General features: G+C 45.6%; 18 protein-coding genes and 1 tRNA gene. 14 read left to right on the top strand and 5 right to left on the bottom strand.

The window, feature by feature from the left end; genetic code table 11:
• Positions 1 to 48 precede the first annotated feature (48 nt).
• Both CEQ32_RS06110 and asnS read right to left on the bottom strand, forming a co-directional pair.
• A complete protein-coding gene (locus CEQ32_RS06110) occupies positions 49 to 1,059 on the bottom strand; it encodes a D-alanine--D-alanine ligase (RefSeq protein ID WP_088585701.1) in 1,011 nt (336 codons plus the stop codon).
• A gap of 244 nt (positions 1,060 to 1,303) precedes the next feature.
• Positions 1,304 to 2,704, bottom strand: a complete 1,401-nt coding sequence (asnS, locus tag CEQ32_RS06105) for an asparagine--tRNA ligase (protein WP_037418214.1) — start codon at positions 2,702 to 2,704, stop codon at positions 1,304 to 1,306.
• Between the two features lie 195 nt (positions 2,705 to 2,899).
• Between asnS and CEQ32_RS06100 the strand changes: the two genes are divergently transcribed.
• On the top strand, positions 2,900 to 3,235 hold the full coding sequence (locus CEQ32_RS06100; protein ID WP_037418216.1) for a hypothetical protein: 336 nt from the start codon (positions 2,900 to 2,902) through the stop codon (positions 3,233 to 3,235).
• A gap of 24 nt (positions 3,236 to 3,259) precedes the next feature.
• On the opposite strand, the gene CEQ32_RS06095 is transcribed toward CEQ32_RS06100, so the two are convergent.
• Together CEQ32_RS06095 and pabB are read right to left on the bottom strand one after the other, a co-directional pair.
• Positions 3,260 to 3,847 (bottom strand): CoA pyrophosphatase, encoded by a 588-nt coding sequence (locus CEQ32_RS06095; protein WP_088585700.1) that lies wholly within the window; start codon positions 3,845 to 3,847, stop codon positions 3,260 to 3,262.
• A 24-nt stretch (positions 3,848 to 3,871) separates the two neighbouring features.
• Positions 3,872 to 5,275 carry an aminodeoxychorismate synthase component I gene (gene pabB / locus CEQ32_RS06090; RefSeq protein ID WP_088585699.1) on the bottom strand — a complete coding sequence of 468 codons (1,404 nt, stop codon included), beginning with the start codon at positions 5,273 to 5,275 and terminating at the stop codon, positions 3,872 to 3,874.
• Positions 5,276 to 5,396: 121 nt separating this feature from the next.
• Between pabB and CEQ32_RS06085 the strand changes: the two genes are divergently transcribed.
• The 4 genes from CEQ32_RS06085 (at position 5,397) to CEQ32_RS06070 (ending at position 10,836) form a co-directional block, all read left to right on the top strand.
• Entirely contained in the window at positions 5,397 to 6,941 is a 1,545-nt protein-coding gene (locus tag CEQ32_RS06085) for a fumarate hydratase (protein ID WP_037425222.1), read from the top strand.
• Between the two features lie 261 nt (positions 6,942 to 7,202).
• Positions 7,203 to 9,254, top strand: a complete 2,052-nt coding sequence (locus CEQ32_RS06080) for an alpha/beta hydrolase family protein (RefSeq protein WP_181159828.1) — start codon at positions 7,203 to 7,205, stop codon at positions 9,252 to 9,254.
• 132 nt (positions 9,255 to 9,386) lie between these two features.
• A complete protein-coding gene (locus tag CEQ32_RS06075) occupies positions 9,387 to 9,845 on the top strand; it encodes a GNAT family N-acetyltransferase (RefSeq protein WP_037425217.1) in 459 nt (152 codons plus the stop codon).
• A gap of 55 nt (positions 9,846 to 9,900) precedes the next feature.
• Entirely contained in the window at positions 9,901 to 10,836 is a 936-nt protein-coding gene (locus tag CEQ32_RS06070; RefSeq protein ID WP_037425214.1) for a M14 family metallocarboxypeptidase, read from the top strand.
• 162 nt (positions 10,837 to 10,998) lie between these two features.
• On the opposite strand, the gene adhE is transcribed toward CEQ32_RS06070, so the two are convergent.
• On the bottom strand, positions 10,999 to 13,599 hold the full coding sequence (adhE, locus tag CEQ32_RS06065; protein ID WP_088585697.1) for a bifunctional acetaldehyde-CoA/alcohol dehydrogenase: 2,601 nt from the start codon (positions 13,597 to 13,599) through the stop codon (positions 10,999 to 11,001).
• A gap of 316 nt (positions 13,600 to 13,915) precedes the next feature.
• On the opposite strand from adhE, the gene CEQ32_RS06060 reads away from it, so the two are divergent.
• From CEQ32_RS06060 to CEQ32_RS06025, 9 genes are all read left to right on the top strand, one after another.
• Entirely contained in the window at positions 13,916 to 14,548 is a 633-nt protein-coding gene (locus tag CEQ32_RS06060; protein WP_011072194.1) for a YchE family NAAT transporter, read from the top strand.
• A 256-nt stretch (positions 14,549 to 14,804) separates the two neighbouring features.
• Positions 14,805 to 16,799: a methyl-accepting chemotaxis protein gene (locus CEQ32_RS06055; protein ID WP_088585696.1), complete on the top strand. Its 1,995-nt coding sequence runs from the start codon at positions 14,805 to 14,807 to the stop codon at positions 16,797 to 16,799.
• 203 nt (positions 16,800 to 17,002) lie between these two features.
• Positions 17,003 to 17,090 (top strand) — tRNA-Ser (locus CEQ32_RS06050).
• 352 nt (positions 17,091 to 17,442) lie between these two features.
• Positions 17,443 to 18,678 (top strand): tyrosine-type recombinase/integrase, encoded by a 1,236-nt coding sequence (locus CEQ32_RS06045; protein WP_069455092.1) that lies wholly within the window; start codon positions 17,443 to 17,445, stop codon positions 18,676 to 18,678.
• A gap of 127 nt (positions 18,679 to 18,805) precedes the next feature.
• Positions 18,806 to 19,204: a type VII toxin-antitoxin system MntA family adenylyltransferase antitoxin gene (gene mntA / locus CEQ32_RS23050; RefSeq protein ID WP_028760130.1), complete on the top strand. Its 399-nt coding sequence runs from the start codon at positions 18,806 to 18,808 to the stop codon at positions 19,202 to 19,204.
• A 15-nt stretch (positions 19,205 to 19,219) separates the two neighbouring features.
• The gene (gene hepT / locus CEQ32_RS23045; protein WP_028760129.1) at positions 19,220 to 19,648 is read left to right on the top strand and encodes a type VII toxin-antitoxin system HepT family RNase toxin; all 429 of its coding nucleotides are present in this window, start codon (positions 19,220 to 19,222) and stop codon (positions 19,646 to 19,648) included.
• Between the two features lie 434 nt (positions 19,649 to 20,082).
• Positions 20,083 to 22,968 carry an AAA family ATPase gene (locus CEQ32_RS06035; protein ID WP_088585695.1) on the top strand — a complete coding sequence of 962 codons (2,886 nt, stop codon included), beginning with the start codon at positions 20,083 to 20,085 and terminating at the stop codon, positions 22,966 to 22,968.
• A complete protein-coding gene (locus CEQ32_RS06030; RefSeq protein ID WP_069455090.1) occupies positions 22,965 to 24,371 on the top strand; it encodes a DUF7017 domain-containing protein in 1,407 nt (468 codons plus the stop codon). Before CEQ32_RS06035 ends, CEQ32_RS06030 begins: the two co-directional genes overlap by 4 nt.
• Before the next feature lie 63 nt (positions 24,372 to 24,434).
• A complete protein-coding gene (locus CEQ32_RS06025) occupies positions 24,435 to 25,613 on the top strand; it encodes a PD-(D/E)XK nuclease family protein (RefSeq protein WP_069455089.1) in 1,179 nt (392 codons plus the stop codon).
• The last annotated feature ends 50 nt before the right edge of the window (positions 25,614 to 25,663 follow it).

Raw genomic sequence — 25,663 nt, 5'->3', positions numbered from 1 at the left:
CGCCATTGGCGCTCTTATTGTGACTAAACCTTTCTCTGATTAAGGTGGTTACTTTGCCGCTAACTGGCTGTTAATCACTAAACTTAAGTATTGGGTGAAATCATGCCCATGATTTTGCAGCATCTTAGGGAACATCGAAATGGGCGTCGAACCTGGGAAGGTATTGATTTCGTTCAGCAGGATTTCATTGTCCGCGGTTAAGAAAAAGTCGATACGGGACAGGTGACGTAACTTCATGCCTTTAAAGGCTTTAATCGCATAGGCTCGGATCTGATCGCTGATTTCAGTCGGTACATTTTGCGCGACGACATCGGTTCGGGCCTTACTGTTTTTCGCGTACTTTTCATCGAAGGTGTAGAAGGTATTGCTATCGCAGATGATTTCGCCGGGTAGGGTGGCGATCACTTCACCTTGATATTCGTAAACTGCGACTTCAAGTTCACGGGCTTTAATGGTTTTTTCAACAATCACGTAGGGCGCATAACCAAAGGCATCTTTGAGTACTTCGCTCACTTTGCTAGCCTCATCCACCTTATAGCAACCGACCGATGAGCCCTGAGACGCAGCCTTTACGAAAATTGACCCCCAATTTTCAAGTGCCGCTTGAGTTTGAGCAATAGCTTCATCATCGTATTGATTTAAAAAGATATAAGGCGTGTTGGGAATGCCTAAGGCGCTGAACCACATTTTGGCGGTGATCTTGTTAAAGCAGTTACTGCTCGCTTCGGATTCGCAGCCAAAGTAGGGCAGTTGAATAAGATTAAAGTAAGATTGAATATCACCCGTCTCACCTGGGTAACCGTGAATACAAGGGATCACATAATCCACGGGCCAAGGGGCTTTGCTCTCGTCACGAAAGCGGATCTCACGGTTATTGGTCAGCTCGCAGTTATCGCCTACGGCGGTTTGGTATTGGCCAAATTTATCCAGTACCACACGTAGTACATTGAACTGTTCTGATTTTGCTAACGAGGTTTCAAAATAATTAGCCGACAGTAGGGAAATATCGTGTTCCGCACTTCCACCGCCGCACAGCAAAAGTAAATTGATCTTTGACATTATGATTCCTCGATTGAGCAAAATGCTGTTGAGTTGCTTCGTGCAACTACGCCACTAACATGCAACTGGACTATTCAGAAAATAACGACACTGTATTAGCCGCTGCCATCTTAGATTTCTTCGCCCCTAAAGCGCAAGGACTCTGGCTAAGCTGTTTGATTGAGTGATGAATTTTAGCGCAGTTTGACAGCAATAAAAAACGCGCTGTTAGCGCGTTTTAAGGACAACTTTCTAAGAAACGATATTAGAAGTTCGCGGTACGTGGTGCACGTGGGAATGGGATCACGTCACGGATGTTCGATACGCCAGTGACGTAAGACACTAAACGCTCAAAGCCTAGACCAAAACCTGCGTGTGGCACTGTGCCATAACGACGAAGATCGCGGTACCACCAGTAATCCTCTTTGTTCAGATCCATTTCCTCTAAACGCATATCCAGCACGTCTAAACGCTCTTCACGTTGCGAACCTCCGATGATTTCACCGATGCCAGGGGCTAACACGTCCATCGCAGCAACGGTTTTACCGTCTTCGTTAAGGCGCATGTAGAAGGCTTTGATATCTTTTGGATAGTTCTTCACAACCACTGGGGCTTTAAAGTGCTCTTCGGCCAGATAACGCTCGTGCTCAGAGGATAAGTCGATACCCCAAGACACTGGGAATTCGAACTCACGGCCACATTTTTGCAGAATATCTACTGCATCGGTGTAATCCACTTGGGCGAAATCGCTCGAGACGAAGGATTGCAGACGCTCAATTACGGTTTTATCCACGTGTTGGGCGAAGAATTGCAAATCGTCCATACGCTCAGCTAATACCGCGTTGAAGGCGTATTTCAGCATGCCTTCAGCGAGACTGGCGATATCGCTTAAGGTGGCGAAAGCCACTTCGGGCTCAACCATCCAGAATTCCGCTAAGTGACGGCTAGTGTTTGAGTTTTCAGCACGGAAAGTCGGGCCAAAGGTATAGATTTTTGACAGGGCGCAGGCGTAGGTTTCGCCGTTTAATTGGCCCGATACGGTTAAGAAAGCCTCTTTACCGAAGAAATCTTTGTCGTAGTCTACTTTGCCATCACTGGTGCGTGGCAGGTTTTCCATATCCAGTGTGGATACACGGAACATTTCACCCGCGCCTTCACAGTCAGATGCGGTGATCAGCGGTGTAGATACCCACACGAAGCCATTTTCGTGGTAGAAACGGTGAATGGCTTGAGATAAACAGTTACGTACGCGAGCAACGGCACCAATGATGTTGGTACGTGGGCGTAAGTGCGCCAATTCGCGTAAATGCTCAATAGAATGACGTTTAGCCGCCATTGGATAAGTGTCTGGATCTTCAACCCAGCCAGTCACTTCAACTTGAGTCACTTGCAGCTCATAGGCTTGGCCCGCGCCTGGAGATTCAACAATCTCACCGGTTACGATCACCGAGCAGCCAGCGGTTAGCTTTAACACTTCGTTGTCGTAATTTTCTAAGCTATTTGGCACGACACCTTGAATAGGATTGAAGCAGGAGCCGTCATAGACTGCCAAAAAAGAGATGCCAGCTTTAGAGTCACGACGAGTTCTTACCCATCCACGTACGGTGACTGTAGAACCGACTGCGTGCTCACCTTTAAATACAGAAGCGACTGATGCAATACTCATTGTTGCTTAGTTCTCCAACGAAACGTTTTATATGAAAATTTTGGAGGTTTATATTACCTTGCTGGTGGCTTTTCTCAAGCTGAAAAAGGTATCCTGAGGTGAATATTACCGCTATTAAGCAATATATACCCAATCAACCACAATCCGACATCTTTAGGTTGTTTGGTTATCGTGCGTTAAACGTTTGGAGGCGATATGAGAAAAGTTAAAATATTCCAGCTCATCCTCGCGACATTATCTATTTTGGGTTGGACATTGGCAGTGTACGCGCTGATGGTGTTTGGCGAGGCTCGCCCCGAACGAGAGGTCGGGTCCTACTTGAGTCGCGGTGAAACCTTCAGGCACTATTGGGACCCAAGTGAAACCGAATTACTGCAATATATCATCTGGGGCTGTGGTGCGATAAGTCTGATAAGTCTGGCGTTTAACTACTATGTTGCCCACCACAGTAAACTGGGTTATTGGTTTAATATTCCCTTGCTGCTGTTAACGTCGTTAGTGGCGGGCTTATATGTACATTTTGTGATTTAAATTATCCAAAAGAGCAATCCGGCTTTACAGCATCTCCTCGGGCAGACTCACATGCCGACAGAGGTGATCGATGATCGCTGCTGTCGCTCCCCAGATAAAACGCTGTTGATACGGGATAAAGTGTACGCTGTAATAACGGCCTTTGCGTAAGAATGCGTTACGATGCCGATGGCTTGGTTCGATAAAAAAACTTAAAGGCACGGTAAAACAATCGGCAACCTCGCCTGGATCGAGTCTTAAGGTAAAATCTTGCTTGATGATCCCGACCACTGGGGTAATTTCAAACCCAGTAAAGGTATTGTGGGCAGGGAAAGTACCTATCACATCCACATTTTCTCGGCAAAGACCAATTTCCTCTTCGGCTTCTCGTAATGCCGCCATAATCGCACTTGGATCACTGGGTTCAATCTTTCCTCCCGGAAAACTGATTTGCCCTGGGTGCGCCCGAAGATGCATGGGTCTTTGGGTTAAAATCAGATTGAGCTCGCCTTGGATTTCCTGCAAGGGAATTAACACCGCCGCTTTTCGCAGTCCTTGGTGAGGGAGCGCCGCCGGATCTTGCTTAGCTAATGGGTGTAGATTGAATCTGAGTCTAAATTCCGTTTGATCCATAGGTTTCCCACTCATTCCTGTCGATTATTGAGGGCTATCTAACAAGGGTAAGATTCGACTGACTTTATCGAAGCTTTCTTGATATTCGGCATCGACATTGGAGTCGGCGACGATCCCTCCGCCAGCCCAACAATAGAGCTTGCCGCGCTCGGCAACAATAGTGCGGATGGTAATGCTCGTATCCATTTGCCCATCTTGGCTGATATAGCCTATTGAACCACAATACAGACTGCGGCGTGAGGGTTCCAGTTCTTCAATAATTTCCATGGCGCGAATTTTGGGGGCGCCGGTAATTGAACCGCCGGGAAAGGCTGCCCGCAGTAAGTCACTGGCGTGGTATTGTGGATCGAGTTTAGCGGTGACGGTACTCACTAAATGGTGCACAGCCGGAAAACTTTCTATGGCAAATAAGTGTGGTACTTGCACTGACCCGGGCGCCGCTACTTTGCCGATATCATTACGTAGCAAATCCACAATCATCACGTTTTCGGCGCGATCTTTAGGGGAGTTGGCGAGTGTTTGTGCCACCTGTTTATCCCGCTCTGGATCGGTATGACGCGGCAAGGTGCCTTTAATCGGTTTGGTTTGAATATCATCCCCGCGCAGCTGAATAAAACGCTCAGGCGAAATCGATAAAATCGCGTTGGCCTCAAGCCGCATAAAGGCAGAGAAGGGCGCCTGATTGGCACTGCGCAGTTTGCAGTAGGCGAGCCATTCATCGCCTTGATACTCAGCTTCAAATCGCTGAGTTAAATTAATTTGATAGCAATCACCGCTTTGTAGATATGCCTGTACTTGATTAAATTTTGAGGTGTACTGGGCTTTGGTGAGTTGCGCCGACCAAGGGCTTGTGAGACTAAACTCAGTCTGTTTTGTGGTGTTGGCTATTTTTGCTTCAATTATGTTCAATTGAGTATCGAGGGCGGCATCGCCTAAATAGTGCACCATAAACCAGCTTTGCTGCTGATAATCAAAAATCAGTGCCCAGTCGTAAAAGCCAATATTCATCTCGCCGAGGTGAATATCCTTAGCCGCTGTGCTGGGGAGCTGCTCAATTCGGCGGCCTAAATCATAACTAAAACTGCCCATAGCGCCACCACTGAAGGGCAAATCGCAGGCAAAGGATTGTGGATACCAATAGCGCAGCAGCTGTTTGATCAGCGAAAAAGGGTCATCCTGCGGGCTGAGGTGAGTCGGTTTGGTTAATTCAGGCTGATGAACTTGAATGTCAGTCTGCTCGCCTTGGGTGATCAGGGTGGCGATGGGGCCTGCGCAAATCATATCGAATTTAGCGTCCTGATGGGCCGCATTGGCCGAGTCGAGCAAGATGGCCCAAGGCTCGGCTGCAAAGTGTTCGAAGATTGCTGCAGTGCTGAATGTCCAGTCAAGTTGGCGTACTGCCAGCGGTAATGCCGCCCTATTTGCCATCTATTAACCCTATCTAAAAATGTGATGTAGCCCAAAAAGATGGGAAAGAGTATCATATTGGCCCAGAAAGAATTACACAAAAAACAAGTAAGGCCCTAAAGGCTGCTGGAGCGCACCTACTATGTCATCTCACCATGAAACGTCTGAAAATGTAGTGATTAAACAAGCCGACTTCATTGAAAGTGTGGCCGATGCCCTGCAATACATCTCCTATTACCATCCCAAAGATTTTGTCGATGCCATGAGCGAAGCTTATGAGCGTGAGCAAAGTGCGGCGGCGAAGGATGCGATTGCGCAAATTTTGATTAACTCGCGTATGTCTGCCGAAGGCAAACGTCCACTGTGCCAAGACACGGGTATCGTGACTACCTTCGTTAAGATTGGTATGGGGGTTAAGTGGGACAAAACCGATATGACCGTGCAGCAAATGGTCGATGAAGGTGTGCGTCGTGCTTATACCAATCCAGATAACCCACTGCGTGCATCGATTGTGGCTGATCCTGCGGGCAGCCGTAAAAACACCAAAGATAACACCCCATCTGTGGTGCATATCGATATGGTGCCCGGTAATCATGTTGAAGTCGCTATCGCCGCCAAAGGCGGCGGCAGTGAAAACAAAGCCAAGATGGTGATGTTAAACCCATCTGACGATATCGCTGCTTGGGTTGAAAAAACGCTGCCAACGATGGGCGCGGGCTGGTGTCCTCCAGGTATGCTCGGCATCGGTATTGGCGGCACCGCTGAAAAAGCGGCCGTGCTGGCGAAAGAAGCGCTGATGGAAAGCGTGGATATCCATGAGTTAATGGCGCGCGGTGCACAAACTACCGAAGAAAAACTGCGTTTAGACATTTTCGAACGTGCTAACAATCTCGGTATTGGTGCGCAGGGCCTTGGCGGGTTAACCACAGTGTTAGACGTGAAAATCAAATCAGCACCTACTCATGCAGCATCCAAACCTGTGGTGATGATCCCGAACTGCGCGGCAACGCGCCACGTTCACTTCCATTTGGATGGAACTGGTCCTGCTGATCTTACTCCACCATCGCTGAGCGACTGGCCAGAAATCACCCGCGAAGTGGGCAGCGATGTGCGCCGTGTTAACTTAGACACTGTCACACAAGCGGATATTGAGCAGTGGAAGAGCGGTGAAACCATTCTGTTAAGCGGTAAAATGCTGACCGGACGTGACGCTGCCCATAAGCGTATCCAAAGCCTGATTGAAAGCGGCGAAGGTTTACCTGAAGGCGTCGACTTTACTGGCAAGTTTATCTACTACGTTGGCCCAGTTGACCCCGTCGGTAATGAAGTTGTCGGTCCTGCAGGACCTACAACTGCGACCCGTATGGACAAATTCACCGATCTGATGCTAGAAAAAACTGGCCTGATGGGCATGATTGGTAAGGCTGAGCGTGGTCCTGCGACCGTTGAATCTATCAAGAAACACAAAGCTGTTTACCTGATGGCCGTTGGCGGCGCGGCTTACTTAGTGTCAAAAGCCATTAAGAAATCCCGCGTTGTGGCTTTTGCCGATTTAGGTATGGAAGCGATTTACGAGTTCGACGTTGAAGATATGCCTGTGACTGTAGCGGTTGACTCAAACGGCGTGAATGCCCATGAAACGGGGCCAGCGATTTGGAAAGTCAATATTGCTAACGCCAAAGCGTAAGCGAATGTCATCCTTGCAAAAGTGTCGTTTTTTTAAGCGGGATTTGAGCAAGATAGCGAGGCGAGTGTTACTCAATCAGACCATTCGCGATTGACTGACAATTTGTCACAAAAAAATCCGCTCAAGTACGCCTTTTGGCTTGCTTGAGCGTTTTTGTTTCGTTAGTGTGGCAAACTTATCTTCATAGAGACGATTGATGTTCGTTTTGACCGTTCATTCGGTACAACTACCGAATGTGTTTAACAAAAGATGGATATAACAATGAAAATAGCTCCTCTCCTATTGGCGCTTGGCGCAGCAGGTTTGGCCTGCTCTGCCCACGCGGCCGATCCTAAGCCTTTTACTGTGCAACAGCTGGTTAAACTCAACAAATTGCATTCAGCCGTGGTATCTCACGACGGTACAAAACTGGTCTACGGCCTGAAAACCGTTAATGACAAGGGAGAGGCAAGCTCGGATTTATATCTTCTCGATCTGATGCAAGCAGACGCGAAACCGCTGCAGCTCACCTCCGCTGCGGGTACAGAGCACGATGTCAGCTTCGCAAACGATGACAAATCGATTTATTTCCTCGCCAGCCGCAGTGGGTCAAGCCAACTGTTCCAACTGCCATTAACCGGCGGTGAAGCGCAGCAAGTTTCTGATCTGCCACTGGATATCGATGGTTACAAACTGTCAAACGATGGCAAGCAAATCGTGCTTAGTATGCGTGTCTTTCCAGAGTGTAAAGACTTAGCGTGCTCAAAAGACAAGTTTAAGGCTGAAGAAGAGCGTAAATCGACGGGCCGTGAATACAAGCAGTTGATGGTACGTCACTGGGATACGTGGGAAGACCATGCCCGTAACCACTTATTTGTCGGCGCCCTCAACGGTGAAAAGCTGACTAAAGTGGTTGATATCACTCAAGGCTTAGACACCGAAACGCCGCCTAAACCGTTCTCAGGCATGGAAGAAGTGACTTTCACCCCAGATGGCCAATATGTGGTGTACAGCGCCAAGGCGCCAAGTAAAGATCAAGCTTGGACTACCAACTACGATTTGTGGCAGGTGAGTGTGAACGGTGGTAAAGCCACTAACTTAACCGCGGATAACATCGCTTGGGACGCCCAGCCAACATTCTCAAGCGATGGTCGTTATATGGCGTACCTCGCGATGACTAAACCTGGCTTCGAAGCTGACCGTTATCGCATTATGCTGCGTGATACTAGCACCGGACAGTCGAAGGAAGTCGCACCGCTGTGGGACAGAAGCCCAAGCTCGCTGATGTTTGCACCGGACAACCGCACTCTGTATGTGACGGCGCAGGATATCGGGCAAGTGTCTATTTTTAAAGTGAATACTCAATTTGGTGATGTGCAGTCTGTCTATAGCGACGGCAGTAATAGCCTGATTGCGATCGCCGATGATCAACTGATTTTCGACAGCAAAACCTTAGTTGAGCCGGGCGATCTGTATCGCATCAACACCGACGGTCAAGGCCTGAAACGTCTAACCGAAGTCAACAAAGACAAACTGGCCGAAATTAAATTCGGTGAATTCCAACAATTTAGCTTTAAGGGTTGGAACAACGAAGATGTTTACGGCTACTGGATCAAACCTGCCAACTACCAAGAAGGCAAAAAGTATCCGATTGCATACCTAGTCCACGGCGGTCCGCAAGGTTCATTTGGTAACGGTTTCAGTGGCCGTTGGAACGCCCAGTTATGGGCCGGTGCGGGTTACGGCGTTGTGATGGTGGACTTCCACGGTTCAACTGGTTACGGCCAAGCCTTTACCGATTCTATCAGCCAAGATTGGGGCGGTAAGCCATTAGAAGACTTACAAAAAGGTCTGGCTGCGGTGAGCCAACAACAAAAATGGCTCGATCCACAAAATGCCTGTGCCTTAGGTGGCTCTTACGGCGGCTACATGATGAACTGGATCCAAGGTAACTGGAACGATGGCTTTAAGTGCCTCGTTAACCACGCGGGTCTGTTCGATATGCGCTCCATGTACTATGTGACCGAAGAAGTCTGGTTCCCAGAGCATGAGTTTGGCGGCACTTATCAGGATAACAAAGCGTTATATGAGCAGTTCAACCCCGTTAACTATGTCGAAAACTGGAAGACGCCAATGCTGGTTATCCATGGCGAGAAGGATTTCCGTGTGCCTTATGGTCAAGGATTAGCAGCATTTAGCTTTATGCAGCGTAAGGGGATTCCATCTGAATTGCTGATTTTCCCTGATGAAAACCATTGGATCTTAAAGCCAGAAAATCTAGAACAATGGTACGCGAATGTGTTCCGTTGGATGGACAGCTGGACGAAAAAGTAATCGAGGATGATGGACTTAAATTCGCAGTGTACTAAGTCCCATTAACTTGTTGCCAAAGCCAGAACCCTGTTCTGGCTTTTTAATTGTCTCCAGTTGAATGCGTAGTTAAACACACTCAGTTAAGGAATAAAGATGCTGATCAGAGCGGCGAGTACAACAGATATTGAAGCGATAAGCGCGTTAATCACTCAGCTTACACAGGTTTATATCGCTCCCACTTGCACTAATATGGGCGCTGAAACCTTAGTCAACGCCATGTCGGTTGAGTCGGTGGCTCATTATTTTGCCTTGGGTTATCAATATCATGTTGCAATGAATGAGGCTGGCGAACTTGTCGGTGTGGTGGGGATGAAGGATAACAGTCATCTTTATCATCTATTTGTGGCGGATATTGCCAAGGGGCAAGGCCTGTCGCGTCAGCTGTGGGAGCATGCTAAAGCTGAGTGTCTTGCGAAGGGGAATCCCGGCACATTTACCGTTAACTCGGCGGTGAATGCGCTGCCTGTCTATCAGCGCTTTGGCTTTATTGCGCAAAGTGATATTCGTGAGCGTGGTGGGATCCGCGATATTCCGATGCAACTCGTGCTTTGAGCTATAACAATCTTTAACCATAAGACCAAAACATAAAATCAGAAGAAGAGAACCTATGGCGAATGTGAGTTTTTACCCAATCGGGACAGTCGGTGAAAAATGGGGCGATGCCGAAAAGGCCGCATGGTTTGCTAGCACGCAAATTAAGCGTTCTTACCAAGACAATGTTGTCACGCCACTAAAAGCGATAGAGTCACAACTGGCCGCATTAGGGCTGAATGTAGTGCAATATGGCGCTTTATCGATTGATCCAGCGCGTTACCCTTTATTTGCGGTCAAATCAGCAAGCTTTGATCCGAAAAAGATAACGGTATTAGTCACAGGGGGCGTACACGGCTACGAAACCAGTGGCGTGCATGGCGCCTTGGCTTTTTTGGCTAACAACGCGGCTCACTATGCTGAGCGGGTAAACTTAGTGGTGGCAGTGTGTGTAAGCCCTTGGGGTTATGAGACTATTAATCGCTGGAACCCGAAAGCTATCGATCCAAACCGCTCGTTTTATGCTAATAGCCCAGCAGAAGAGTCGGCAGCACTGATGGCACTGGTGGCAAGCGTTCCACAAGGTTTTGATGTGCATGTGGATTTACATGAAACCACCGACTCGGATGAGGATGAATTTCGTCCAGCCTTGGCCGCGCGTGACGGCAAAGACTTTATCCCTGGCACTATACCTGATGGTTTTTATGCTGTAGGCGATACCGAAAATCCGCAGGATGCGTTCCAAAAGTCGATTATCGATGGCGTGAGCAAAGTGACTCACATCGCGCCTGCCGATGACAAGGGCGAGATTATCGGCTCGACAGTAGTACAACACGGGGTGATCAATTACCCATTGAAAGCGCTAGGTTTATGCAGCAGTGTGACGGGGTGTATTTATAACACCACCACGGAAGTGTATCCCGACAGCCCATCGGCCACGCCTGCTGAGTGCAATTTAGCTCAAGTTGCGGCGATTACCAGTGCCATCGACTATGTGTTAGCACTGAATTAATTGAGTTTGTTACTTATTTGATATCAAGCTAGCAAGTCAATCGTAACGTTGTGTACTGTGTCATCAATTGATTTTGCTTAAGTTAAAACGATAAAAGCCCTCAAACGAGGGCTTTTGCATTTAACGTTTTTCTTGTTCCCTAAACGCTATATCCACTAAGCACTATTGCTCGGTGAAGGGACGGCCATAGTAGCTGTCGAGTAGTAGCTGTTTTAGCTCGCTAATTAGCGGATAACGAGGGTTAGCGCCAGTACATTGGTCATCGAAGGCATCCTCGGCAATCATATCTACTTTGGCGAGGAAGTCGGCTTCGTTGACTCCCGCTTCTTGGATAGATGCTGGAATGCCCAGCGTCTTCTTGAGTTGCTCGATTTTTTCCAGCAATTTCTCGACTTTTTCCGCATCTGAGTTTCCACCTAAGGCTAAATGATCGGCAATGGCCGCGTAGCGACAGAGGGCTTTGGGTCTGTCGTATTGGCTGAATGCGGCTTGCTTAGTGGGTAAGTCGGTCGCATTAAAGCGGATCACGTTACTAATGAGTAGCGCATTGGCCAGCCCATGGGCTAAGTGAAACTCGGCGCCCAGTTTATGGGCCATAGAGTGACAGATCCCAAGGAAAGCGTTGGCAAAGGCGATACCAGCTATAGTCGCGCCATTGTGGACTTTTTCACGGGCGATGGGGGATGCGGCGCCGAGCTGATAAGCATCGGGCAGATATTTGCACAGTAGGTCAAGAGCTTGCAGAGCTTGACCATCGCTGTATTCATTCGCCATTACACTGACATAGGCTTCGAGAGCGTGGGTGATCGCATCAATTCCGCCGAAAGCGGTTAAGGATTTCGGCATATCCATCACCAGATTTGGGTCAACAATCGCCATGTTTGGGGTGAGTTGATAGTCGGCGATGGGGTATTTTTTACCGGTTTGTTCATCGGTCACCACGGCAAAAGGTGTGACCTCAGAGCCAGTGCCGGAAGTGGTCGGGATCGCCACCATAGTCGCTTTGACGCCCATTTTAGGGAATTTATAGATACGTTTACGGATATCCATAAAACGCAGGGCTAAATCGGCAAAGTCGACATCGGGATGCTCGTACATCACCCAAATAATCTTGGCTGCATCCATGGGCGAGCCACCGCCTAAGGCAATAATCACATCGGGTTTAAAGCTATTGGCCACTTTGGCACCTTGGCGCACTGTGGCCAGTGTGGGGTCGGCTTCCACTTCGTAAAACACTTCGGTTTCAAGACCTTGGGCTTTTAAAATCTTTAAGGTTTCGTCGCAATAACCTTGGTTAAACAGGAATCTGTCGGTCACTATCAGCGCGCGTTTTTTATCACTCAATTCTTCAAGCGCAATAGGTAAGCTGCCGCGGCGGAAGTAGATAGACGAAGGAAGCTTGTGCCACAGCATGTTTTCAGCCCTCTTAGCGACGGTTTTTTTATTGATTAAATGGCTTGGGCCGACGTTTTCGGAAATCGAGTTTCCGCCCCAAGAGCCACAACCTAAGGTGAGTGAGGGGGCGAGTTTAAAGTTGTACAGGTCGCCAATTCCGCCTTGTGAGGCTGGAGTGTTGATTAGAATTCGCGCGGTTTTCATTCTAAAACCAAAGGTTTTCACCCGCTCGGTTTGGGTATCTTGGTCGGTATATAAGCCTGATGTGTGGCCAATCCCGCCTAAGGCGACCAAAGCTTCAGCCTTATCGACGGCGTCATTAAAATCGGCTGCGCGGTACATGCCAAGTAAAGGAGAGAGTTTTTCGTGGGCAAAGGCTTCTGCCTCAGTGATATCGGTGACTTCACCAATCAAGACCTTAGTGGTGTGGGGGACATCAATGCCCGCCATTTGCGCTATGGTCGCGGCGCTTTGGCCGACGATATCGGCATTTAAGCCGCCATTTTTAAGAATGACTTGTTGCATCGCAGCGGTTTGCGCCGCATTTAAGAGATAACCACCATGGGTGGCAAAGCGCTCTTTGACTTGCTCGTAGATGCTATCGACCACAATCACCGCTTGCTCTGAGGCACACACCACACCGTTATCGAAGGTTTTAGACATCAGAATCGAGCTAACCGCACGTTTTATATCGGCGGTTTCATCAATCACAATTGGGGTATTACCTGCGCCTACGCCAATGGCGGGTTTGCCTGAAGAATAGGCGGCTTTCACCATGCCAGGGCCGCCCGTAGCGAGGATAAGATTCACTTTGGGGTGCGTCATTAACTGGTTTGAGAGCGCCACACTGGGCTCATCAATCCAACCGATAATGTCCTTGGGCGCGCCTGCAGCAATGGCGGCATCTAACACCAGTTTAGCCGCTGTGGTGGTCGAGACTTTTGCCCTTGGGTGAGGGGAGAAAATAATCGCATTACGGGTTTTAAGACTAATTAATGCTTTGAAAATGGCGGTGGAGGTGGGATTGGTGGTGGGGACAATCCCACAGATAATGCCCACGGGCTCGGCGATAGTGATGGTGCCGAAGGTGGGGTCCTCGGACAAAATTCCGCAGGTTTTTTCATCCTTGTACTTGTTATAAATGTACTCTGAGGCAAAGTGGTTTTTAATCACTTTGTCTTCAATCACCCCCATTCGGGTTTCGGCGGCGGCCATTTTCGCAAGTGATATGCGTGCATCGGCGGCGGCGAGTGCGGCGGCGCGGAAAATCGCATCGACTTGGGCTTGACTGTAACTGGCATATTCGGCTTGCGCTTTGGCGACGCGCTCGACCATGAGATCCAGTTCTTGGGTGTTGGTTACTGTCATGATTAAGACTCCTAAAAAGATTTAGGGAATGCACGATTCGCTAACTCTTCTTTATGGTGAAAAATTACACCTAAAGCCTAAGCTAAAGTGTGATCTTGCGGTCAATTTAGGGTTTTTATGTAATAAAAATACGTCAGTTGCGATCTTATGTGTCTTTTTTGTCTAAAATAAGCCGAGTACAGTAAACAGATATTACTCAAACTTGTGATTTAACCTCAAAAATCTCATTTTTCAGTCATCTGTGCTTAAGCTACTATACTTGCCCTTAAGTTTAGTTTGATGAAATTGGCGTGACACGCTCAATAAGGATAGTCACTTGGAGTTAACACTTTACGTTAAATTTTTTCTTGGCCTGGTTGCCATTATCAACCCTATTGGTTTGTTGCCAGTGTTTGTGAGCTTAACCAGCCATCAAACTGAAGCCGAGCGTAACCATACGGGTAAAGTGGCTAACTTTGCGGTGGTGGTGATCCTGTTGGTGACCATAGTCGCGGGACAACATATTTTGAATATGTTTAGCATTTCACTTTCGGCTTTCAGGATTGCCGGCGGCACGCTGATCGCGATTATTGCGATGTCGATGTTGCAGGGTAAATTGGGCGAAGTAAAACGTAACCAAGAGGAAGACCGCGAATCTTCGGCTATGGAGTCCGTGGCGGTTGTGCCGTTAGCCTTGCCGTTAATGGCTGGTCCTGGGGCGATTAGCTCGGTGATTGTGTTTGCCGCGGAGCATAATTCATTATCCAATTTTATTGCGATGTTTATTACCGTGATTATTTTTGGTTTGGTGAGTTTTGGCCTGTTTCGAATGGCATCTATTATCTATAAAATTCTAGGTAAAACAGGAATTAACGTGATTACCCGTCTTATGGGATTATTAATGCTCTCGATTGGTATCGAAGTCATTGCCGCTGGGATTAAAGGCTTATTCCCACAACTTTTTAGCTAAAAATCGGAATGCGGGAGGCCATTTCCTCCCGCTGTTGCGGTTGCAGTTTTCATTTGTTTTTATCACACGAAATTTTCTCCCTTGGCCTTATTTATAGCCTTATCTCGAAAAGCCGTTGTAGCCTTGTATTGTCGCAACCATTTGTTTTTATAATAATTAGTATTTTCTAAATTAGCGTTATTCTATCGTTATCATTAACATCCTGTGCTATATAATAGGTTAACAATTTAGCCCTAAGTCGATTAAGGATATCCCTATGAAATGGCAATGGATTGGCAACCTCAGCTTAAAGCAAAAATTACTCATGGTTGTATTGCCCCCTTTATTTGCGTGTTTTTTATATGGCGCGCTATTTCTCATCGAAAAGTATGAATATCGTCAAGAGCTGAAAGTCGTCGTGCAGCTAAGCGAATTGGCGGTGGCAAACAGTAACTTTGTCCATGAGTTGCAAAAAGAACGGGGCATGAGTGCCGGATTTATAGGCTCAGCGGGCAAGGCATTCGCAGGCAAAATACGCAGTCAAAGGCAATTGACAGATACTCAGCTCAAATATTTCCAATCTTTTATTGAAAACCACAATTTACCCGCAGTGTTTGCGCCGAAACTGCGCGATCTAAATACTCAACTCAGTAAATTAGCTTCAATTCGCTCGCAGGTTGATAGCCTGTCAATCAGTGTTGCCGATGAAGTAGCCTATTATACGGCGCTCAACCGAGAGCTACTTGCGATTGTTGATGAGACCGCTAAAACGGGGGCTAATCAAGAAATTGCCATCAAAGCGGCGGCATTTAGTGCCTTCCTACAAATGAAAGAACGGGCAGGGATTGAGAGGGCAGTATTAAGTTCGACATTTGGACAAGCAGGGTTTAAGCCTAAGGTTTACGCAAAGTTTATTACCCTAGTTTCTGAGCAAAATAGCTATTTAGAGCGTTTTATTGCATTGGCAACACCTAATTTGGTTGATGCCATTAACCGCATTCAAAATTCTAATGAAGTCAAAGACGTTGAATCGCTAAGACAAATTGCATTTGACCAAGATAACCAGAAAATTCAACAACAAAATCCAGAAGACTGGTTTGCTAAATCTTCAGCTCGGATTGACAGCTTGCGGGATTTTGAGCAGCAAGTTTCAGCTGATCTTTTGAATATCACCCATGAACGCCTTGCATCTGCCAATCAACAAATGTTTTTTGTGTTGGCGACGTTAAGCTTGGTGCTGATCATTGTACTTTTGCTCAGTTTATCGGTGATCCGATATTTACATACGAGTGTTCATCATCTTTATTCTACGGTTACACAAGCACGAAAACACTACGACCTCAGTGTTCGGTTAAACCACAACAGCCAAGATGAATTTGGTGAACTTGCCTTAGCTTTCAACGAGATGATGAGTGATTTTGAAAACGTTATCTTACAAGTGCGTGCCAGTGCTAGCAAATTACAGCAGGCGGTTGAACAAATGGATGTTTGCACCCATGCCATGGAGCAAGATGTGATGGCAGGCCACAGTGAGGCTGAGCAAGTGGCATCGGCAATGACCGAAATGAGTGCGACCGTTGCCGAAATTGCGAGTAATGCAGTACAGGCATCAGAAGCATCAAATTCGGCTAACCAAGAGGCCAAAACCGGTAACCTTGAAGTTGGCAGAACCAGCAAAGCAATAAAAGCACTCGCGGATGATATTAATGGTGCCTCACAAGCCATCAATGAACTCGATAGAGAAATTCACGGTATTGTGGTGGTATTAGATGTAATTAACAGCATTGCAGAACAAACTAATCTGTTAGCACTTAACGCCGCAATTGAGGCCGCCAGAGCTGGTGAGATGGGTAGGGGTTTTGCAGTGGTAGCCGATGAGGTCAGAAGCTTAGCGCAGCGTTCGCAGACATCGACGTCTGACATCAAGAATATGACTGACAGATTAAAGTCCAGCGCTAATTTAGCGGTAAAAGCCATGAATCGCGGATTAGCACAGGCCAATACCAGCGTCCAAGAAGCGGAGCAAGCAGGTATCGAACTTAAACGTATTGTTGAACAAGTCGATATCATTAACCGCATGAATGAGCAAATTGCGACAGCCACCCATGAACAATCCGCAGTGTCTGAAGATGTAAATCGTAATGCGTTAAAGATCAGCGATATTTACTTAAACACTCAACGTATCTCCGATGAGCTAAGGGAATTGACTAAAGCATTGACCTATGACTCCGAACTCATGTCTAAAGAAGTCCATAAATTTACAGTAAAATAGTGCATTGGTTAATTTTAGCGCCTTGAACGAGGGCGGTTTGTCTAGCAATTGTGCAACCGCCTGAAATCGATTCTTTTTTACTTGACCATACAAAGGCTTTTGCGTACAGTACCGCTCCGTTAACGATGAAAGCTTACACGTTAAGCACTATTCAACTCGATTAACCGTGTTCATTGATACGTAAAAGCTAATGACAACAATCTGGTGAGATGTCCGAGTGGCCGAAGGAGCACGCCTGGAAAGTGTGTATACGGAAACGTATCGAGGGTTCGACTCCCTCTCTCACCGCCAAATTCAAGTTTAAAGACGTCCTAGGACGTCTTTTTTCTCACCTGTATTTTATTAAAATCAATAACTTACCATCCTATATTATTTAATAACATCCTACTGCATCCGAAATTTTTAGTAATGCCAAAAGTAATGCCAAGGAAATTTGATAAATTTTGGCATTACTTTTGGCTTCAAAAATACTCTTTTTTTAATGCCTTTTTTTACTTGATTTTCTCGATTTTATGGCTCAGATTTAACTTGGCAAAATCCTGATTTGTCTGAATTTATTCAGTGATAAGTAATGCTTGATTTTCGAGTGAAAAATGATGCCAAAATCAAGCATTACTTTTGGGTTTAATTTTAGGGGGTAGAAATGGGAAGGAGTATAAATAAGCTGACTGCAAAAGCGGTGCTCAATGCTAAAGCGGAAGCAAAGCCCTATCGATTGTCAGATGGTGGCAATCTCTATCTCTATGTGCGCACTGCAGGGAAAACGTGGGAATTTAGATATATACGTCCCTCCACCAGCAAACCCACCTATTTTGGTTTAGGCTCATATCCTGACGTATCCTTAGCTGAGGCGCGAGATAAAGCGCTAGAAGCGCGGAAAAACTTGGCCGAAGGCATCGACCCTCAATTACTTAAAGTTGAAAACAAATTAAAAGCGGCAACAGAGAACGCTCAAACTCTGAAGCATATTGCACAAATGTGGATGGACTCAAAGCAAGGAAGCATCAAGCCTAAAACCATCGAAGGCAATTGGCGAAAGCTTGAGCTGTATGCCTTCCCTAAACTGGGGAGTATTGCGATTAGCAGACTCACGGCTCCCATAGCCATTGCCGCGCTCAAGCCCCTAGAGCAGAAGGGGCATCTTGAAACGGTTAAACGTACCGCTCAGTTGCTGAATGAAATCATGAACTTTTCAGTTAACTCTGGTTACATTCACGCCAATCCGTTGTCAGGTATTCGAGAAGTTTTTAGAAAAAGCAAAGTAGAGCATCTGAAGGCATTAAAACCAGCAGAGCTAGCTGAGTTGCTGCAGACTATTGCAAACGCCAATTTATTGTTAACGACCCGGTGTTTGATTGAATGGCAATTGCACACAATGACCAGGCCAAATGAAGCGGCAGGAGCGCGTTGGGAAGAAATCGATTTTGATGCCAAACTTTGGACTATTCCTGAATCACGCATGAAAATGAATCGTGAGCATATTATCCCGCTTACAGAGCATACCCTCGCGATACTCGAAACTGTTAAGCCGATCAGTGAACAAAGCCAATTCGTTTTTCCGTCATCTAAAGATCCTAAAAAGCACACAGATCCTGAAACCATCAACAAAGCATTAGGGCGAATGGGATTAAAGGGAAGAACAACGGGGCATGGTTTACGCTCACTGGCGAGCACAACCTTAAATGAACAAGGCTTTGATGGTGATGTTATTGAGGCAGCGTTAGCCCATGTTGATAAAAACCAAATCCGCAGTGCCTATAATCGCACGACCTACCTAGAGCGACGGACCAAGTTAATGGAGTGGTGGAGCAATCATATTGCCACTGCAGCAGTGGGCTCTTTGTCAGTAACAGCTGGTTCAAGAAAATTAGGGGCATGACCTGTAAGGCCGAATAGAGATTATCTCCCTGAGTCAAAACGTTAGGGGACGTGACAAACGAATCTAACCTGTTAAGTCCGACTCAGGGTTGGTACACTTACATCATGACTAACCTAAAGCCAAACTAATGACTATCGAGCAGAGCCAGCATTTGCACCAACTAAACGCTTTAGCTGCAAGCCATCCTGAGGTGGCGGTATTATGGCTTTATGGTTCGCAGGCGAAAGGAAATGCTAGCGAGCATAGCGATTGGGATTTAGCCGTCGCATTCGATCCGGTAAAGGCGGACAGTGTGCTTGATACTCGTATTAGAGCTGAACTGCTTGCTATGGATTGGCAAAGAGCATTGGGGCTAGCCGAAGGAAAGCTTTCCGTTGTCGATATCAACCTTGCACCAATCCCTCTGGCTTTTGGGATCATTAATGCCAATAAACTTATCTTTAGTCGAGATGAAGGTCGAAGAATGCAAGAGGAGTCCCGCATTATGTCGCAAATGGAACTCGATTATTCAGCCCAAAGTCTATAAAGGAATAGTTGTATTATGTCGGATAATGCCTATATCACGTCATTGCGTTTAAGCCTTAGCCGGTATCAAGCCGAGCTCGGAGAGTTACGTCAATTACTTAGTCAGCGTTCCTTATCTAATCTCGAATATCGAGCAGCAGAGCGAACACTACAGGTCTCTATTGAAGCTTGCATTGGCATTGCAAAACATTGGGCTAAGGCACTGGCTGGACATAGTCCGCAGGATGCCTACCAAGCATTTGAGATCCTGTGTCAACGAGGAGCACAACCAGCCGATGAATTAAATGGCTGGCGTAAAGTGATAGGCCTGCGTAATGCACTGGTACATGATTATCTGAATATTGACCCTGAGATCATCCGCAGTGTGATCTCTCAAGGTTATAGCGATAGATTATTTGTCTTTGCAGAGCAGGGATTGGAATGGTTATCTTTGAAGAATAACTAAAGTCTGATTGACTTTCACAGGCTCTCCTAAAGATTGAATTGATGAGTCGACTAGAGTCAACCTGTTCATTCTAAGAAAACAGCTAATTGCCAATTGTTAACTTCGATAAAGAAAAGAATTCAGTGATGCATATCAAGGTGGTTTTTAATAGATCTTGCTAGTTGTTTTTGATTTGTATCCTGTAGTGATCCATTTCAGCTCATTATTTGCATTTAATACTGCCCTGAATTGCCGGAAATTTATCAAGGATAGTCGACGGTTTAGACCTCAAATCTTGGCTCACATTTCTATGCAAATAGTTGATCAGTTTTTGATGCAAATTAACAATTATCGCGCTGGAGTGTGGTAAACATATCCAAGTGTTAGTTACGTTGATATTGAACTGGTAACATTGCGTTGAGGTTAAAAATTTCAGCAACTGGAATGAAGAATGGATGCAAATGAGTAATTTTAACTTTTTAACCGATATAAGGCCTGAATTGGCGGAATTCGGTAAAGGTGCAGAGCTCTATTGTCATGATGATCGGCAGGCGGCGTTGGTGAAACTTAGGTGTTTTACCGAATTCGTTGTTGGGGATATTTACACCAGACTGTCGCTTATTGCCCCTGAAAAAGACGATTTATTTAATCGGTTGCAAAGTTATGAGTTCGCTGATGCTGTGGGTGATAAAGGCATTTTGGCCAAATTGGATGTGTTGCGCCGTAAGGGCAATAAGGCTGCACATTCGTTGAGTGGTACAGCTGATGTGTCAATTAATGAAGTGCATTGGCTAATCAAAGAAGCTTATTTGGTGGGGCGCTGGTACGCGCAAGTGATACTGAATCACCCTATTACTCCTCCTGAGTTTGTTGAACCCGTAAAACCATTAGATCATACGGCTCGCTTAGAGGCAGAGATAGCTCGGCAACGACAGGAAATTAATGCGCGCGAACATGAGCTATTAACTACTGTTATAGAGCATCAATCGGTTTTAGCCGAGTTAACGACAAAAGACGATGCACTTACCAACGTTAAAAAAGAGCTAGCGTTATTGCAAATTGAGCTTGAACTCAAGCAACAAGCATTATTCGTGGTGGAGCACGAGGTATCGGTAGCGCGCATTCGCGAAGATTTCAAAGTAGCAAGTATGGCGTCTGCCTCCAGCTTTGATCTTGATATGAATTTGACCCGTCGCAACATCGATATTTTTGATTGCTTCGAGGATGTAGTACTTACTGATGGGCAAGTACAGATCGTTAAACAGATAGACACTTTTCTGAAAGACACAAGTCAAAACGTGTTTTTGCTTAACGGCTATGCGGGAACAGGGAAGACCTTTGTGACCAAGGGAATTACTCAGTACCTAGATAGAATCGGACGGCAGTTCGCAATCATGGCGCCGACTGGCAAAGCTGCCAAGGTCATTGGGGATAAAACTGGACAAACCGCCTGTACTATTCATCGGATGATTTATAACTACGACAACGTTAAAGAATATGCGGTGGATGGGATTGAAGGCTCAGAAACTTACCGCTGTTACGCAGAACTTAAAGTCAACGCTGACACTGCAGAAGCGGTTTACATTATTGATGAAGCATCAATGGTGTCTGATAAATATTCAGATGGTGAATTTTTCCGGTTTGGCTCTGGGTATCTTTTAAGAGATTTGCTGAAGTACATCAATTTTGACCATAACGATCATAACAAAAAGGTGATTTTTATCGGTGATAACGCTCAGTTACCACCAGTCGGCATGAGCACTTCACCAGCGTTAGATGAGCAGTATCTAAGTGAAAAATATCAAGTAACCATATCGTCTGGTTCGTTGACTGAAGTAGTAAGACAAAAAGGTGAAAGTGGTATTTTAACCAATGCGGCCATGTTGCGTGACGGGTTATCCAAGAATATTTTCAATAAGTTGCAATTCGATGTTAATGGCGATGATGTGTGTAAGCTGTCGTCAAATGCGTTGCTACAGACATACTTATCGTCCTGTGCTGGCAAAGTGAGTAAGACCGGTGAAAACATTATTGTAGCTGGCTCAAATCGGCAAGTAGGTGAGTATAACCGGTTGGTGAGAGAGCACTTTTTTAATGGTCAACTGGAAATGGTTGGCGGGGATAAAATCATTTCAGTGGCAAACCATTATCGAACTGATGCCACTATTACTAACGGTGAATTTGGCATGATTAAGGAGGTACTCTCTCCTGCACCTGAAGTTGTCACTGTGTTTATTACTAACAAAGGTGACGACGGCCATATGGTGAAAGTCAGAGTCGAACTGAGTTTTCGCGATGTTGTGCTTGCTTTTCGTAATGATTACGGCGAACCATTTTTCTTTGAAGCCAAAATTATCGAAAACCTGCTGTATAACGATCACCCCTCCTTATCATCGGATGAACATAAAGCGATTTATGTTCATTTTTTGAATCGGCACCCAGAACTGCGGCGTAAAGGTAATGAGAAAAAACTCAGAGTTGCATTGATGCAAGACCCTTATTTTAACGCGTTTAAAATTAAATTTGGTTATGCGATTACGGCTCATAAAGCACAAGGAAGTGAATGGAAGAATGTGTTCCTGCAGTGCGAAACACATCAAAAGGTATTAACCAAAAACTACTTTAGATGGCTATATACGGCGATTACACGGGCCTCAGACAAGTTGTATGTAATGAACCCGCCTCAACTAAAACTGGGGGATGGGTTAATTATTGCTGGTGGTTATCAGTCCGATCCTGTTCCAATGCCTTCGCACAATATAGAGACCTATCAAAACGTTGAGCCGAGTGACTTAAAAGTCGAGATACCACAACTGCAACGATTGCTGCAGCTTGTTTGTGGATGTATTGAGGGCACCGGGATATCGATAACAGATGTGCTCCACTATAACTACCAAGAACGTTACCAATTCAAGCGTGGGAATGAGCTAGCCTCGATAAGTATCAATTACAAAGGCAACTGGAAAGTTTCAAGTATTAAAAGCATTGGTCAAAGTGGATTTGATGCTGAGCTAACTGCACTACTCGGCCCAGTTGAAGGAACTTTGCTCGATATCCCTGACTCGTCTGAAATTTCACAATTTACTTTTGCGGAACCCTTTTTAGAAGAGTTTTATCACAATGTCAAAGCGCAGATTGACCTTGTTGGGGCAGACATTCATAAGATTGAGCCAAGGGAGTTTTGTGAACGCTATTCCATTGTGAAGCAGGGAGAGTTGGCGGTTATTGAGTTTTGGTACAACAAAGACAGTCAGTTTACCAAAGCGCAGCCGATGCCTAAGTTGAGTAACTCGGCAAGCTTGATTGATGAGATATTAAGCCAGGTCGGAGCCTTGTCATGAACGAGTCCGTGAATCGTACGGTCACAAATTTGAGAAAGAGTGGTGATTTAAAAGGCGCGTGGGAGTTTGGCTTTAAAGCTCTGGAAAATGCTCCGCAAGATAATTACTTGAAGGGGGCATTATTTTGGGTTTGCTACGAGTACATTAAACAATATCAAGAAAAGATTGCTAAACGTGGAGCATCTTCGAAGAATTATCGTCCAAGCAATTATGAGTTCGAGCAAGTTGAGCGGCTATTGAGCACCATCATCAGCTTTAAAATCCCTCTAGGCGGTTTAGAGTACAAGATGTTGTTGGTGCAATTTAAGAAAAACCTCGAATGGTTTCCAACGCTGATCCATTTTGTGCTTTTACATCAAACTGCGCTGTTTGATGAAGAGGCTAAAACCCCATTTCAGACTGAAAAAGGTGAATTACCGAGTTTAATGCTTTCATCTGCAAGACAAGTGGCGAGCGCATGCCTTAATTACCGTGAATTGTGGCGAATCGACATAAAATTTGTAAATGAGTTCATCAACACCACCCGACAGCAGGTTTTAGATACTCAGCATCTGATGTGGCTTGATTACGATCAGGCTAAGTGCTTTATCACTGCAGGAGAATTCGAACAAGCTCGTACCCTTATTCTACCCATTTTACGTAAGAAACAGCAGGAACCATGGGCATGGAGCGTTCTTGCAGAGACTTTCCTTCATGAAAATGTAGATTTAGCCATTAAATTTTTTGCTAAGGGCATCATTTCTGCTCATGAAGTGACATTTAGTTTGCCTCTTCTGCAGGAAGTAGTCCCTTTGCTGCTTCAAACGCAGCGTTGGTTAGAGGCTTCGATGTGCTTGAAAACTGCTATTTTGGCCTATCAAAATCACGGTTGGAAAGTGAAACCCGAGCTAAATCAGCTAGCAATGCAGCCTTGGTATGACGCCAGCGTTAACGAAAAATCCCTGAAGGAATATTTAAGAAGCTTGGCTGTCGATGCGCTGGATTATTTGCATGGACCAGTGGATAAAATCACTGCTGTTATCGAGAGTATTCATAAATCAGGTAAGGGATTTCAGGTGTTTGTGAACAAATCGACCTCTTTATCTGTTCGTATGGGGATTTATAAAGGTAAACGACCACAGGTCGGTGATTATGTTGAACTGTCGATATCAAAAACCAATGGCGAAAAAGAGGTAGTTATGTGCATACCTTGTCCGTCGTGTCAGATTGCAGACGTTTCTCATGTCGAAGGGCAACTCCGCATTGCGCCTAAGGGATTTGGATTCGTGGAGGATTCCTTTGTACCGGCATTTTTGATCGGAGATATTCAAAATGAGTCACAGGTGAGTGCTGTGAGAATTTTGAGTTGGGATAAATCAAAAGCTCGACATAATTGGAAGGCGATTAAGTTAACGCTCATCTAGTAATTCATGCTCGGGAAGTTGCGTTAGCAGTAACGTTTAAATTAAAAACAAGGATGAAACTGTATGCTGGATAGTTTGTTAGTTAACGTAAGTAAGTACGCCGCAAGTCACCAGAATTCACCGATTGAAAATTTTATCACCGAAGCGTTCGCTTGGTTGCTTAAACATGATGATGCTGTACGTAAAGCGTTCAGCGAATTGCTGGCGAAGAAGGCAGTGAATTACGCTCAAGAGATTTCATCGATGTTTCAATCCGTTGATATTGAAACTCAAGTTAATTTTGGCAGTAAGTTCCCGGACTTAATGTGGACGTCAGCTGATGATGACTTCTGCTTGATATTTGAGCATAAAGTATGGTCTGAGTTACATCACAACCAATTAGATAATTATCGCGACTATGCCAAAGAACATTTCAATAAGCCTTTTCAGATAGTTTTGATTACAGCTCACTCTGGTCAACATCGGCAATCTCCAAATATAGCGCTTTGTTGGTATGAGATTGTTGAACTGTTTGGTTCGGTTAGTGATGCTGATGAGAAAACAGTATGGCTAAGAACTGAATTTGTGCATTTATTAAAAAGTAACGGCCTAGTTAACTCTACCCCCTTAAACCCCTTGGCGATTTCTTACTATAACGACGTTAAAAACATTGATAAGCAGCTATATGAGATGGTACGCCGATGCGAGCAGTTGGCATGGCCTTTATGCCAATCAATAAACCGTGATGTGCAGTACCGTCATCCGCCAAGGAATAAAACTGCAAGAGGGCGCTATGATGCCTATGGACGCATAGGCTTGGAATTTTCATACACTGATCCTGATAGCGAAGAAAGCGGTTGGACTCCAGGAGTATTTTGTGGATTTGTGATTGATGGAAATGATCACCAAGTCCCCGATCTTCTTATCGACGGGCCAATAGCCGTTTGTATTGTTAGCGTTAATCCTAAATTGCAGCCGCAGCTTAAATCTAACGGGTGTTATGACTTGCTCGTTGGTGAGTTGATGGAAGCTTTATCGAAAGACTGGATATTGAGTGATAGAACTAGGGTGAGTAAGAAACTTAATCCATGGCATCCGCTTATTATCTATCGTAGCCTCATAAGCTTTCTCGGCGAAACATCCACTATTGATCAACAAACGGCTACCTATTTTTCAAAGATGTCTGAGATGCAAAATCTGTTGATATCTAGCAAAGCATTTGCAGATTTCTGCATCGAAATGCGCCGCTTAAGTAAGGACTAACGAAGTGGTCATGGAAGACCAAATAGAACAACAATATCACGCATTGTTGG

Source organism: Shewanella sp. FDAARGOS_354, assembly GCF_002209245.2.
Classification (GTDB): Bacteria; Pseudomonadota; Gammaproteobacteria; order Enterobacterales; family Shewanellaceae; genus Shewanella; species Shewanella xiamenensis.
This window is presented reverse-complemented; position numbering and strand designations above follow the sequence as displayed.